At 75.7% G+C, this 13,605-nt stretch carries 10 protein-coding genes and 1 tRNA gene; 1 reads left to right on the plus strand and 10 read right to left on the minus strand.

The window, feature by feature from the left end; translation table 11 throughout:
• Window positions 1–3: 3 nt before the first annotated feature.
• The 4 genes from ACRYRX_RS03430 to ACRYRX_RS03445 all read right to left on the minus strand — a co-directional run bounded on the left by ACRYRX_RS03430 (window position 4) and on the right by ACRYRX_RS03445 (window position 2,685).
• Complete coding sequence (locus ACRYRX_RS03430; RefSeq protein ID WP_432510404.1) at window positions 4–741, minus strand: alpha/beta fold hydrolase; 738 nt, start codon at window positions 739–741, stop codon at window positions 4–6.
• A gap of 75 nt (window positions 742–816) precedes the next feature.
• Window positions 817–893: transfer RNA gene (locus ACRYRX_RS03435), tRNA-Thr, on the minus strand.
• A 65-nt stretch (window positions 894–958) separates the two neighbouring features.
• Window positions 959–1,891: an NAD(P)/FAD-dependent oxidoreductase gene (locus ACRYRX_RS03440; RefSeq protein ID WP_432510474.1), complete on the minus strand. Its 933-nt coding sequence runs from the start codon at window positions 1,889–1,891 to the stop codon at window positions 959–961.
• A gap of 56 nt (window positions 1,892–1,947) precedes the next feature.
• Entirely contained in the window at window positions 1,948–2,685 is a 738-nt protein-coding gene (locus ACRYRX_RS03445) for a class I SAM-dependent methyltransferase (RefSeq protein WP_432510405.1), read from the minus strand.
• Window positions 2,686–2,732: 47 nt separating this feature from the next.
• Here ACRYRX_RS03445 and ACRYRX_RS03450 point away from each other — a divergent pair, with 47 nt between their 5' ends.
• Window positions 2,733–3,308, plus strand: coding sequence for a helix-turn-helix domain-containing protein (locus tag ACRYRX_RS03450; RefSeq protein WP_432510406.1), 576 nt, complete (start codon window positions 2,733–2,735; stop codon window positions 3,306–3,308).
• Window positions 3,309–3,315: 7 nt separating this feature from the next.
• Here the strand turns inward: ACRYRX_RS03450 and ACRYRX_RS03455 are convergent, their stop codons facing one another.
• From ACRYRX_RS03455 to topA, 6 genes are all read right to left on the minus strand, one after another.
• Entirely contained in the window at window positions 3,316–4,545 is a 1,230-nt protein-coding gene (locus tag ACRYRX_RS03455) for a sensor histidine kinase (protein WP_432510407.1), read from the minus strand.
• Between the two features lie 43 nt (window positions 4,546–4,588).
• The gene (locus ACRYRX_RS03460; protein WP_432510408.1) at window positions 4,589–6,127 is read right to left on the minus strand and encodes an alpha/beta hydrolase; all 1,539 of its coding nucleotides are present in this window, start codon (window positions 6,125–6,127) and stop codon (window positions 4,589–4,591) included.
• A gap of 23 nt (window positions 6,128–6,150) precedes the next feature.
• Window positions 6,151–7,317, minus strand: coding sequence for a DNA polymerase III subunit delta' (locus tag ACRYRX_RS03465; protein ID WP_432510409.1), 1,167 nt, complete (start codon window positions 7,315–7,317; stop codon window positions 6,151–6,153).
• Window positions 7,314–9,425 (minus strand): dTMP kinase, encoded by a 2,112-nt coding sequence (tmk, locus tag ACRYRX_RS03470; protein WP_432510410.1) that lies wholly within the window; start codon window positions 9,423–9,425, stop codon window positions 7,314–7,316. Before tmk ends, ACRYRX_RS03465 begins: the two co-directional genes overlap by 4 nt.
• Window positions 9,422–10,615, minus strand: coding sequence for an acyltransferase family protein (locus ACRYRX_RS03475; protein WP_432510411.1), 1,194 nt, complete (start codon window positions 10,613–10,615; stop codon window positions 9,422–9,424). The genes tmk and ACRYRX_RS03475 overlap by 4 nt, the downstream gene beginning before the upstream one ends.
• A 139-nt stretch (window positions 10,616–10,754) precedes the next feature.
• Window positions 10,755–13,538: a type I DNA topoisomerase gene (gene topA / locus ACRYRX_RS03480; protein ID WP_432510412.1), complete on the minus strand. Its 2,784-nt coding sequence runs from the start codon at window positions 13,536–13,538 to the stop codon at window positions 10,755–10,757.
• Window positions 13,539–13,605 lie beyond the last annotated feature (67 nt).

Genomic DNA, 13,605 nt, shown 5'->3' on the forward strand with positions numbered 1-13,605 from the left:
GGCTCAGGCGCCCGGCGCCGCGGCGTCCGCGAGGAACTGCCGCACCAGCCGGGTGACCTCGTCGGGGCGTTCCACCACCAGCAGGTGCGTCGTCCCGGCGACGATCTCCTCGCGCGCCCCCGCGATGCCGGCCGCGATGGAGCGGGTGTGCTCGCGGTCCACGACGTCGTGCTCGCCCGCCACGACGAGCGCCGGGACCCCGATGCGGGCCAGGTCGGCGACGGGAATCTGCGGCTGGTGCGCCCACAGCTCCGTCAGCTTCGCCAGCACGACCTCGGTGTGCTCCGGGCCGTCCGGCGACAGGGCCTCGTGCTCGGCGCGCATCCGGGCCATCGCCTCGGTGTTCTGCGGCACCTCGTGCCCGCCGATCCCCTCCGGGGACAGGTTCGCGCTGATCGCCACGACCGACCGGACCCGCTCGGGGTGCCGGATCGCCAGCAGCAGCGCGATGACCCCGCCGTCGCTGAACCCGACGAGGTGGGCGCGGCCGATCCCCTGCGCGTCGAGGAGCGCGAGGGTGTCGAGCACGCCGTCGTCGTAGGAGAACGGCCCCTGGCGGTCCGGGGTGCGGCCGTGGCCGGGACGTTCGGCGGCGTGCACCGCGAAGGTGTCCGTGAGGGCCTCGCCGATGGGCCGCATCGTCTCCAGCGAGCAGAACCCGCCGTGCAGCAGCACCAGCGGCTCGCCCGCTCCGGCGGTCTCGACGTGGGTGGGGGTTCCGCGCAGGTCCAGGGAGGGCACGGGGCCAGGGTAGGACGGCGGTTCGCCTTGCGGGGCAACGACGGAGGGCCCGTCCGTGTGGACGGGCCCTCCGGGTGGAGCCGCCTCGGGGAATCGAACCCCGGACCTACGCATTACGAGTGCGTCGCTCTGGCCGACTGAGCTAAGGCGGCACTGCTGGTGGTGCTGCGCCCTCGCGGGCACGGACACCGAGCGTACAGGACACCGGGCCGTGCCTTCACCACGGGTGCGCGGCCACCAGGGCGCGGGCGTCCTCGGCGATCAGGTCGCCGTGGATGGCGGCCCCGGCCAGCACCCCGGCCCCGGCCGAACCGGCGACCATCGCGCTCAGGTCGGCGACGTTGCCCGCGGCCCACACCCCGGGGACGTCGGTGGCGCCGCCGGGCCCGGTGGGCACGAACTCGCCCCGCTCGTTGGTGGCGAGCTGCCCGCCGAGCTGGCGGAACAGGTCCGCGCGGGCCCGGTAGTACGGGGTCACGACGAGCGCCTGCACGCCGACGTCCTCGCCGTCGAGGTCCACGACGAGGTCGCCGGGGGTCCCGCCGACGCGGCGGACGGTGCCCTCGCGGACGGTGACGCCGAGGGCGCGGAACTGCCGGGCGGTCTCGTCGGGCACGTCGAGGTCCTGCACGAACAGGGTCACGTCGGGTGAGAGCCGGCGGAACATCAGCGCCTGGTGCAGCGCGGTGGGCCGGGAGCCGAGGACCCCGATCCGCTGCCCGCGCACCTCGTAGCCGTGGCAGAAGGGGCAGTGCAGGACGCTGCCGCCCCAGAACTGCCGCAGGCCGGGGACGTCGGGCAGCTCGTCGACGAGCCCGGTGGCCAGCAGGACCCGCCGGGCCCGCACGACCCGGCCGGACAGCAGCTCCAGGACGAACCCGGAGCCGTCGCGGCGGGCGGTGACGGCCCGGTCGGCGAGGATCCGGGCGCCGTACCCGCGGGCCTCCTCGCGGCCGGCGGCGAGCAGGTCCAGCGGGTCGATCCCCTCGCGGCCCAGGACGTTGTGGGCGTGCCCGGCGGGGGCGTTGCGGGGTTCCCCGGCGTCGACGACGACCACGTCCCGCAGCGAGCGGGCCAGCGCGACCGCGCCCGCGAGCCCGGCGGCGCCGCCGCCGAGGACCACCACGTCGGCGTTCACGTCGGCGTTCACCTCGGCGTTCACCTCGGCGTTCACCTCGGCGTCCACGTCGGCGTTCACGTCGCCGTTCACCGGGCGATCCACAGCGCGCGGGTGGCCTGCGGTTCCAGGGTGAGCGGGCCGTCGAGCAGCGCGGTCAGCGCGTCGGCGGCCGCCGGGTCCAGGCCCTCGACGTGCAGGTAGCGGGGCAGCCACAGCCGGGCGTACTCCCGCGCGGCGTCGTCGTCGGCGGCGCCGGTGGTGACGTCGCGGCGGGTGACGGTGAAGCCCGCGGCCTCCAGGGCGGGTGTCCAGTCGGGGTGGTGGTTCCAGCCGGCGGCGAGCGCCGCGGCGCGCCCGGCGGTCTCGGCGGGGTGGGTGGTGAACCGGGGCAGGCCCTCGACCTCGACGACGGCGAGGGCGCCGCCGGGGGCGAGCGCGGCGCGGGCCCCGGTGAGCAGGGCGGCGGGGTCGGCGACGTGGTGCAGGGACGAGGAGGCCCACACCAGGTCGGCGGGGCCGACGGCGGGGAAACCGTGGTCGAGGTCGGCGTCGAGGGTGGTGAACCCCTGCGCGCGCAGCGCGTGGAGCATCGCCGGGTCGTGGTCGACGGCGGTGACGGTGGCGGTGGGGAACCGGTCGCGCAGCAGCCGGGCGCCGGTGCCGGTGCCGGCGCCGAGGTCGACGACGCGGCGGGGCGCGGCCTGGCCCAGGGCGTCGGTGAGGGCGTCGAGGACGGCGGTGAGCTGGTCGCCGAAGACGTGCGCGTCGAGGTCGAGCGCGCGGTGGTGCCCGTGCCGGTGCTCCCGCTGGTGGTGGTGGCTCATGCGTCCACGGTACGCATGTCGTGCGCCAGACGCTTATCCTCTTGCGCATGGAGCAAGACGTGGACAGCCTCATCCGCCGCCGCCTGCGCGGCCTGCGCCTGGCCCGCGGCTGGTCGCTCGACAACCTCGCCGCCCGCTGCTTCCTCAGCCCCTCCACGCTCAGCCGCCTGGAGACCGGGAACCGGCGCATCGCCCTCGACCAGCTCATCCCCATCGCCCGCGCCCTGGACACCACCCTCGACGACCTCGTCGCCACCGAGGACGACGACGACGTGCTCATCCGCCCCGAACCCGAGCACCGGCCCGGCGTCACGACGTGGCTGCTGTCGCGCGACCGCGCCGTCGCGGGGGTGACCGTCGCCAAGATGCGCTTCAGCGGGGCCCCGCCGGGACCGGACCCGTCGGACGAACCCCGCGTCCACCCCGGCCGGGAGTGGTTCACCGTCCTGTCCGGGCGGGCTCGCCTCGAGCTCGGCGGCCGCGTCGTCGACGTGGCCCCCGGTCAGGCCGCCGACTTCTCCACGATGGTCCCGCACCGCATCAGCGCCGTGCCCGGAACCGGGGAGCTGGAGATCCTGTCCATCTTCGACCGCGACGGCGAACGCGCCCACCTGCACGAGTAGCGGGCGGTCAGGCCCGGCGCGGCCAGGGCAGGCGCGCCACCAGCGCGAAACCCTCCCCCTCCCGGTGCGCCCGCACGGTCCCGCCGACGAGCTCGACCCGCTCGCGCAGGCCCACCAGCCCGAAACCCGACGACGGCGCCCCCACCTCCACGGCGGAGCCGCCGCCGGGCCGGTCCTGCACGACGACGTGCAGCGCCCGGCCGCGCCGCCCGCTCACGCGCACCCGCGCCCGGTGCCCCGGCGCGTGCTTGCGCACGTTCGTCAGGCCCTCCTGCACGACCCGGAACGCCGTGCGCCCCAGCGCCTCCGGGACGTCCGAGACGTCCGCGACCGAGACGTCGAGGTCCACCGGCAGGCCCAGAGCGCGCACCTCCTCGACCAGCGCGGGCAGGTCGCCCAGCGTCGGCTGCGGTGTCGCCGCCTCCTGCGACGACTCCTCCCGCAGCACCCCGAGGATGTCGCGCAGGTCCTGCAGCGCCGCGTGCGCGCTGCGCCGGATCGTGCCCGCCGACGCCACGACCTCGGGGTCGGCCGAACCCTCCAGCCGCAGTTCCAGCGCCCCGGCGTGCATGCTGACCAGGGAGATCCGGTGGGCCAGCACGTCGTGCATCTCCCGCGCGATGCGCGCCCGCTCCACCGACCGGGCCCGGTCGGCGCGCAGCTCCTGCTCGGCGCGGGACCGTTCGGCCTGCTCCCGCCACGACGCCGCGAGCTGCCGCCGCGCCCGCACGTACGTCCCCCAGGCCAGCGTCCCCACGACGACCGCGACGAAGACGGGCACGACCGCCCACCACGGGATGTCCGGTTCGGGCCACACCACGCCCTGCACCACGGCGGACACGACGACCGCCCCGGCCACCCACGCCGCGACCGCCAGCCGGCGCCGCACCGCCACCCCGAACAACGTCACCAGCGAGACCAGGCCCAGCGTCCACGACAGCGTCGAGGCCACCGTCACCACCACCGCGACGGCCACCGGCCACCGCCGCCGCGCGAACAGCAGCGGCGTCAGCACCAGCCCCAGCAGGACGTCCAGCACGACGACGGCGTCCGACCGCTGCTCCGGGGTGTCCTCCAGGCCGAAACCCACCAGGACCAGGCCCACCACCCAGCACCCCAGCACCGCGAGGACGTCGCCGGTGATCCGCAGCGCCCGGTGCCCCCGGTCCCACCACGGCCCCGCCGGGGACGGCTCCCGCGGCGTCGCGGGCTCGCGGACGGTCGTGGCACCACTCACGGGGCCACCGTAGGGCGGCCGCACCCCGCCCGGACGCACCCGCTCACGAACAGGTGGTGCCCTCCTGCGGCGCGGTCCCGGCGATCAGGTACTCGTCGACGGCGGAATCCACGCACCGCGACCCCCTCGCGTACGCCGTGTGCCCGTCCCCGTCGTACGTCAGCAGCCGGCCCGACGACAGCTGCGCGGCCAGGCCCTGCGCCCACGCGTACGGCGTCGCGGGGTCGCGGACCGTCCCCACCACCACGATCGGGCCGGACCCCTCGGCGTGCACCGGCCGCACCTCCCCCACCGGGGCGACGGGCCAGTTCGTGCAGGCCAGCCCGCCCCAGGCCAGGAACGGGCCGAACGTGGGCGACCGCGCCGAGAACTCCTCCACGGTCCGCGCCACCTCCGGCGCCGACTCGGCGTCGTCGCGGTCCAGGCAGTTCACGGCGTGGATGACGGTGCTGGAGTTGTCCACGTACCGGCCGTCGGCGCCGCGGTGCGCGTACGCGTCGGCCAGGGCCAGCATCGCCGACCCGTCGCCCGCCAACGCCCGCGTCAGCGCGTCCGACAGCTGCGGCCACGCCGACGGCGCGTACAGCGGGTACGCCACCGCGAAGTACCCCAGCCCCTGCACCAGCGGGCGGTCGGTGCCGGTCGGCAGCGGGCCGGAGTCCAGGGAGTCCAGCAGGGCGCGCACCTGCGCGACGCCGTCGTCGACGCTCCCGCTCAGCGGGCAGTCGTCCCCGTCGAGGCAGTCGGCGACGTAGGACCGCAGCGCCACCTCGAAGCCCGCGGCCTGCCCGGCGTTGACCTCCTGGCTCGTCAGGGCCGGGTCGATGGCCCCGTCCAGGACCACCCGGCCCACGCGCTGCGGGAACAGCTCGGCGTACCAGGCGCCGAGGTAGGTGCCGTAGCTCTTGCCGAGGTAGCTGAGCTTGTCGTCGCCCAGGGCGGCGCGCAGCACGTCGAGGTCCCGCGCCACCGACCGGGTGTCGACGTGCGCGGCCAGCGGCCCCGACGCGGCGCACCCCACCCCCAGCTCGGTGGTCGCCTCCGTGAGGGCCTGCACCTCGGCGGGGTCGTCGGGCGTCGGGTCCGTCGCCAGGAACGCGTCGGTGCGCGCGTCGGACAGGCACTCCAGCGGTGCGGACGACCCCACGCCGCGCGGGTCGAACCCCACCACGTCGTAGTGCTCGCGCACGTCCGCGGACACGACGCTCTCCGCGGCCCGCGCGTACTCGACCCCGGAGGCGCCCGGGCCGCCGGGGTTCAGGACGAGCGACCCCAGCCGGTCCTCCCCCTCCGCGCCGGTGGGCAGCCGCACCACCGCCAGCGTCGTCGTGCCCGCGGCGGGGGCGGCGTAGTCCACCGGCACCGTCAGCCGCGTGCACTGGAAACCGCCCGAGCAGTCGGCCCACTGCAGGTCCTGGGCGTAGAACGCCGACAGCGCCGGGTCGGTGGCGTTCTCGCTCCCGACCGCCGACGCGGTCCCCACCGGGCTGGGGTCCGGGCTGGACCCGCCCAGCGCCGAGCACCCCGGCAGCGCCAGCGCCACGACGGCGAGGGAGCAGACGACTCGTCGGGCAGCGCGCATGGTGAGGGCCACGGTACGTGACGTCACTCGTCCCGGCCGGGGGGCCGCAGGCTCAGGGCCAGCGCCTCGATGGCCAGCAGCGGCGCGACGTTCTGGGCGAGGCGCTCGCGGGCCAGCTGCACCGCGTCGGCGCGGCGCAGGGTGTCCTCCGCGGTGCTCGCGGCGGCCATCGCCCGCACGTCGGTCGTCATGTCCCCGTTGACCAGCTCCACCGGCGCCCCCAGCTGCAGGACGAGGACGTCGCGCAGCAGCCCGAGCAGGTCCACCAGCGCCCGGTCCAGGACGTCGGTCTGGTGCCGGCGGGCGCGGCGCTTCTGGTCCTCCTCCAGCTGCCGCACCTGGGCGCGCACGGCCGGCGGGACGGTCGCCGACCCGTCGGCGCCCAGCGCGCGCAGCAGCTCGGCCCGCTCCCGGGCGTCGCGCTCGGTGGTCGAGGCGCCGGCCTCCTCGGCGGCGACCTCGACGAGCTCCCCGGCGGCCACGACGGCGTCGCCGACGCCGCGCACCCGCTGCGGCAGCCGCAGCACCTCGCGGCGGCGGATGCGGGCACCCTCGTCGCGGGCCAGCCGCCGCGCCAGGCCGACGTGGGACTGCGCGGCGCGCGCGGCGAACGCGGCCATCACCGGGTCGATCCCGTCGCGGCGCACCAGCAGCTCGGCGACGGCGTCGGCGGGCGGGACGCGCAGCGGGACGTGCCGCGCGCGGGAGCGGATCGTCGGCAGGACGTCGTCGACGGCGGGCGCGCACAGCAGCCAGACCGTCTGCGCGGGCGGTTCCTCGATGGTCTTCAGCAGCACGTTGCCCGAGGTCTGGTTCAGCCGGTCGGCGTCCTCGACGACGATCACCCGCCAGCGCGCCACCGAGGGGCGGCGCTGGGCGGTGGCGATGAGCGGCTCGACGTCCTCGCGGCGGATCTGCATGTGCTCGGTGGAGAAGACCGTGACGTCGGCGTGCGACCCGGCGACGGCGGTCCGGCAGCCGGGGCAGCGGCCGCAGCCGACCTCGGCGGGGTCCTCGCACGCCAGCGCGGCCGCGAAGGCGCGGGCCGCGGTGGACCGCCCGGAGCCGGGTGGGCCGGTGAGCAGCCACGCGTGGGTCATGCCGGTGGTGCCGCGGCGGGCGGCGAGCGCGGCACGGGTCAGGACCCGGACGGCCGGGCCCTGGCCGACGACCTCGTCCCAGACGCTCACCGCGCACCCGCCCGCGAGCGCACCGGGGCGGGCAGCAGCCCGGTGAGGTGGGCGCGCAGCTTCTCCTGGACCGCCTCGGGCGTGGTCGTCGCGTCCAGCACCAGGTAGCGCGCCGGGTCGCGCCGGGCCAGCAGCAGGAACTGCTCGCGCACCCGGGCGTGGAAGGCCCGCGACTCCGCCTCGAGGCGGTCGTCGGCCGCGCGGCCGGAGCGGCGCCGCGCGGCGGTGGCGGGGTCGACGTCGAGGACGACGGTCAGGTCGGGCAGCAGGTCCTCGGTCGCCCACCGCGACAGCCCCTCGACGTCGGCGGCGGGCAGGTCGCGCCCGGCCCCCTGGTAGGCCAGGGAGGAGTCGACGTAGCGGTCGGTGACGACGACGGCGCCGCGGCCCAGGGCGGGGCGGACCACCTCGGCGACGTGCTGGGCGCGGTCGGCGGCGAACAGCAGCGCCTCGGCGCGCGGGCTCAGCGGGGCGCCGTCGCCGCGGTGGCTGAGCAGGACCTCGCGCAGGTCGCGGCCGGTGGCGGTGCCGCCGGGTTCGCGGGTCACGACGGCCTCGTGGCCCCGCTCCCCCAGCCAGGCCACCAGCAGCGTGGCCTGGGTGGTCTTGCCCGACCCGTCGCCGCCCTCGAGGGCGAGGAAGAACCCGCCCGGGGCGCGGGCGGGACGACCGGTCGCGGGGGTGTCGGGGACCACGGGACCAGCCTGCCCGCGACGGCGCCAGGCCGCGACCAGGTCGGCGCGCAGGCTGGTCCCGCGGCGGTCGTCCACCTGCCGGAACACCACCAGGCCCGTGACGCCGGTGACGACCCCGGCCAGCGCCATGGCCAGCGCCGACCCGGCGTACGTCACCGACCAGTGGTCGCTGGGGGCGAGGGTCAGCTCCCCGAGGGCGTTCGCGACCCACGGGGCCACGAGCATCACGGCGATGATGACGACGCGGGTGCTGGAGCCGACGAAGGCGAAGGTGCGGCCGCGGACGTCGTCGTCGACCTCCAGGCCGAGCAGCGTGTACGCCGAGACGTAGGCGAGCCCGGTGAACAGCCCGAGGGCCACGACGCACAGGGACGCCACGACGATGTCGTGCACGACCGCGACGAGCACGAGGGAGACCCCGGCGGCGGACAGCGCCAGCCCGAAGGTGCGGCGCCGGCTGAACCCGGCCAGCCAGCGCGGCCCCTGCCACACCCCGAGGGCGACGCCGGCGAAGACGGCCATCACGACGACGCCGTACCCGGGGTCCCCCGCGCCCAGGCTGGTGACGAAGGCGCGCCCGAGGCCGAGCACGACCCCGCCGGCGCCGAACGCGACGAGCATCCCGAGGACGAGCCCGCGCAGCAGCGCCGAGCGCCCCACGAACCGCCAGCCCTCGACGATGTCGCGCCCCAGCGTGGGCGCGAGCCCACCCTCGCGGGGCGCGCCCTCGCGCGGCGGGATGTCCAGGCGCCAGATGACGGCGGCTGCGACGAGGAACGTGAGCGCGTTGACGTACATCGCCAGGTCGGACTGCCCGCCGGCGAGGAAGGGCAGGACGCCGTCGAGGACCCCGGTGAGCAGGGTCAGCAGGATGAAGGCGAGCCCGGCGACGGGGGCCGAGCCGTAGGTGGCGACGAGGCTGACCTGGTTGGCCGCCTCCAGCCGGTTGCGGGGCACCAGGTTGGGGACGGTGGCGTCCTTGGCCGGGCCCCAGAACAAGGTGACCAGCTCGATGAGCAGGGTGGCGACGAACAGCCAGGTGAGGTTCCCGGCGAGCGGGATGGAGGCGAACAGCGCGAACCGCAGGACGTCGCCGACGACCATCGTCGTCCGCCGGTCGAGGCGGTCGGCGAGCGCCCCCGCCAGCGGCCCGAGCAGGGCCGCGGGCGCCAGCTGCAGCACGAAGACGGTGGAGACGGCGACGCTGGTCTGGGTGGCGTCGCCGACGGTCAGGCCCGCGGCGGTGCCCAGCTTGGCGAGCATCCCGAGCCAGTCCCCGAAGCTGGAGAGCATGAGCGAGAGCCACATGCGGCGGAAGTCGGGGTGGTCGCGCAGCAGGGCCCGCACGTCGTGGTCGGGTGCGCTCGCCGCGCGCTCCGCGGGGTGGTCGGGAGCGGTCGCGGCTGGGGTCACGTCGTCAGGGTAGAGGCCGCGGCGGACACCTCCCCGCGCTCGGGGCGGGCCTGCGCGGGCCGCGCGGCGGCGCCGCGGGGGGACGCGACCCGGCGTTCGAGGCGCCGGGTGAGAGTCAGCAGCGGGCGCTCCAGGAGGGCGTGGGCGAGCAGCCCGGCGACCTGGCAGCCGACGAAGGCGACGACCACGACGACGGCCTGCAGGGCGAGGCCGGCGGGCCCGCGCAGGTCGGGCAGGACGCGGGCGAGCACGATCGCGGCGAGGGTGATGACGGGCACGTGCACGAGGTACAGGGAGTAGGAGGCGTCCCCGAGGCGGCCCAGCAGCGCCGGGACCCGCAGCCGGCCCTCGCGCTCGAGGGTCGCCAGGCCGGTGACGGTCAGGGCGGAGCCGCCGCCCAGGGCCAGGGCCATCGCGAGCCCGGTGCCGGTCAGCGGGCCCCGCAGCGACAGGTCGACCCAGGTGGCGAGCAGGACGGTGAGCCCGGCGCCCAGCAGCAGCGGCCCGCGGCCGGCGGCGCGGCCGCTGACGACGAGCCAGCCGGCGAGGACGCCCATCCCGAACTCCAGGTTCAGCGGGTTGGTCGCGACCTGCAGCCACGGCGAGGCGCCCTGCGGCACGAACGGGCCGGCGACGAGGACGGCCGCGGCCCAGGCGACCAGGACGGCGCGGGCGGCGCCGCGGCCCCGGCGGCCGGCCAGCAGCGACAGGGTGAAGACGAGGTAGAAGCCCATCTCGTAGACGAGGGTCCAGCCCACCAGCAGCAGCGGCTCGCCGCGCTGGGGCAGCAGCGCGAACGTGGCGAGCAGGTCGGTCTCCTCGCCGTTGCCGTGGACGAGGCCGGGGGCGGCGAGCACGACGGCCAGCAGGACGAGGGAGACGGCCCAGTACAGCGGGTAGACGCGGCTGGCGCGGCGCCAGGCGAACCGGCCCACGGAGGGCCGGGGGGCGCCGGCGAACAGGGCGCCGCCGGCGGTGACGGCCATGACGAAGCCGCTGACGACGAAGAAGAGGTCGACGCCGGACTGCGCGGGCCACCACACCGGCTGCAGCAGCGAGCTGCCGAAGACCTTGTGCTCGAAGGCGGTGGGGCCGCCGAGGTGGACCAGGACGACGAGCGAGGCGGCGACGGCGCGCACGGCCTGCAGGCTCAGCAGCCGGCCGACGGGCGGCGGGGTGGTGGTGTGCACGAGGAGCGACCCTGTCCCACTCCGGGCACCTCCCCGGCGCCTTCGCGGCAGCTTCACCCGGGCGCTGAGCGAGGATCGACGTTCGGTGCGTCGATCCTCACTCAGCGTTCGTGGTGAGGGGTCCGTGGTGCGGGGTCCGTCAGGATTCCGCGGCTGCGGCGGCCTTCTTCGCCGGGGCCCGCTTCGCGGCCGTCTTCTTCGCGGCCGTCTTCTTCACCGCCGCCTTCTTGGCGGTCTTCTTCACCGGCCCCTTGGCCCGCTTCTCGGCCAGCAGCTCCGCGGCCCGCTCCAGCGTCACCGTCTCGGGGTCGTCGTCCTTGCGCAGGGTCGCGTTGGTCGTGCCGTCCGTCGCGTACGGCCCGAACCGGCCGTCCTTGATCACGATGGGCTGGCCGGACTCGGGGTCGGGGCCGAGCTCCTTGAGCGGCGGCTTGGCGACCGCACCGCGCCGCGTCTTGGGCTGGGCGTAGATCGCCAGCACCTCCGGCAGCGTGATGGAGAAGATCTGGTCCTCGGTCTCCAGGGAGCGCGAGTCCGTGCCCTTCTTCAGGTACGGGCCGTAGCGGCCGTTCTGCGCGGTGATCTCCTCACCGGTCTGCGGGTCGGTCCCCACCACGCGCGGCAGCGACAGCAGCTGCAGCGCCTGCTCCAGGGTGACGGTCTCGACCGACATGTCCTTGAACAGCGACCCCGTGCGCGGCTTGGCCTTGGCCGCCTTCTTCGCGGCGCGCTTCTTCGGCGCCCCCTCGGCCGGCGGCTCCGGCGCGGGCTCGTCCTCGATCAGCTCGGTGACGTACGGGCCGTAGCGGCCCACCCGCGCCACGATCGTGCGGCCGGTCGCCGGGTCCTGCCCCAGCACGTTGTCGCCCTCGGACTGCGTCGTCAGCAGCTCGTACGCCCGCTCGACGGTCATCTCGTCGGGGGCGACGTCCTCGGGCACCGACGCCTTGAGCAGCTCTCCGGTCTCGCGGTCCGGCCCCTCCAGGTAGGGCCCGTACCGGCCCACCCGCAGGACGACGCCGTCCCCGATCGGGATCGTGGAGATCTCCCGGGCGTCGATCGCGCCGAGGTCGTCGGCCAGGCCCTTGATGCCGTCCAGCTCCAGGTCGGCGGCGTGACCGGGGCCCGAGCCCGGGCCGGCGCCCGCGGGCGCGGCGGCACCGTTGGCCGGGCCGTCGGCGCCGAAGTAGAACTTCGTCAGCCAGTCGACGCGCTCGGCCTCCCCGCGCGAGATCGCGTCGAGGTCGTTCTCCATCTCGGCCGTGAAGTCGTAGTCGACGAGCTTGGGGAAGTGCTCCTCCAGCAGCCGCGTCACCGCGAACGCCAGCCAGCTCGGCACCAGGGCCGAACCCTTGTACCAGACGTACCCGCGGTCGACGATGGTCGAGATGATCGACTGGAACGTCGAGGGACGCCCGATCCCCTTCTCCTCCAGCGTCTTGATGAGGCTGGCCTCGGTGTACCGGGCCGGCGGGGTCGTCTCGTGGCCGTCGGCGGTCAGGTCCCGCGCGGTCAGCGGGTCGCCGGCGGCGACCTGCGGCAGGCGGCGGTCGTCGTCGCCGGTGCTCTCCTCGTCGCGGGTGGCGTCCCGGCCCTCCTCGTAGGCGGCCAGGAACCCGCGGAACGTGATGATCGTGCCGGAGGCGGAGAACTCGACGTCGCGGCCGTCGGCCGTGGTCGCCCCCAGCCGGACCGTCGCGGTCGTCCCCCGCGCGTCGTGCATCTGGGAGGCGACGGTCCGCTTCCAGATGAGGTCGTACAGGCGGAACTCGTCGCCGCGCAGCTCACCGGAGACCTGCGCCGGGGTGCGGAAGTTCTCCCCCGCCGGGCGGATCGCCTCGTGGCCCTCCTGCGCGTTCTTCGCCTTCGACGTGTAGTTGCGCGGGGAGTCCGGCACGTACTCGGGGCCGTACAGCTCCCGGGCCTGCGCCCGGGCCGCCGCCAGCGCCTGCGCCGACAGCTGGATCGAGTCGGTGCGCATGTAGGTGATGTAGCCGCGCTCGTACAGGCCCTGCGCGGTGCGCATCGTCTGCCGGGCGTTCAGCCGCAGCTTGCGCGAGGCCTCCTGCTGCAGCGTGGAGGTGATGAACGGCGCCGCCGGGCGGCGCGTGTACGGCTTCTCCTCCACCCCGCGGACGGCGAACCGGGCGTCCCGCAGGCCCGCGACGAGGGCCTGCGCGGCGGCCACGTCGAGGTGGGCGACGTTCTGCGTCTTCAGCGTGCCGTCGTCGGCGAAGTCGCGGCCGGAGGCGACCCGCTTGCCCTCGACCTGCGACAGCTTGGCCTGGAAGGCCGAGTCCCCCTCGGGGGCGAAGGTGCCGGTGACGTCGGCGTACCCGGCGGCGACGAACGCCATCCGCTCGCGCTCGCGCTCCACGCACAGCCGCGTCGCCACCGACTGCACGCGCCCGGCCGACAGCCCCGCGCGCACCTTGCGCCACAGCACCGGGGACAGCTCGTAGCCGTAGAGGCGGTCCAGGATGCGGCGGGTCTCCTGCGCGTCGACGAGCCGGTCGTCGATGTCGCGCAGCTCCTGCACCGCCTGCTGGATGGCCTCCCGGGTGATCTCCCCGAACACCATGCGCCGGTAGGGGATGCGCGGTTCGAGCGCCTGCACGAGGTGCCAGGCGATGGCCTCGCCCTCGCGGTCGCGGTCGGTGGCGAGGATGAGCTCGTCGGCGTCCTTGAGGGCGCGCTTGAGCTCGGAGACCTTCTTCTTCTTGTCGGTGTCGACGACGTAGTAGGGCTCGAAGCCGTGGTCGACGTCGACCGCGAACTTGCCGAAGGGGCCCTTCTTCATCTCGTCGGGCAGCTGCGAGGGCTGCGGCAGGTCGCGGATGTGGCCGACCGACGCCTCCACGACGTACCCCGGGCCGAGGTAGTTGGAGATGTTCTTGACCTTGTTCGGCGACTCGACGATCACCAGTCGGCGCAGTCCGTCACCGGACGCCGTCGTTCCCTGGGACTTGCCCGCCACTGGTCCTGCCTCT

Origin of the sequence: Kineococcus lubricus (genome assembly GCF_050871965.1) — a bacterium.
GTDB lineage: Bacteria > Actinomycetota > Actinomycetes > Actinomycetales > Kineococcaceae > Kineococcus.

Excerpts from the sequence above, each read along its gene's own strand:
- ACRYRX_RS03445 (WP_432510405.1), bottom strand. The coding sequence starts at position 2,685 with ATGAGCCACCACCACCAGCGGGAGCACCGGCACGGGCACCACCGCGCG.
- ACRYRX_RS03450 (WP_432510406.1), top strand. The coding sequence starts at position 2,733 with ATGGAGCAAGACGTGGACAGCCTCATCCGCCGCCGCCTGCGCGGCCTG.
- ACRYRX_RS03460 (WP_432510408.1), bottom strand. The coding sequence starts at position 6,127 with ATGCGCGCTGCCCGACGAGTCGTCTGCTCCCTCGCCGTCGTGGCGCTG.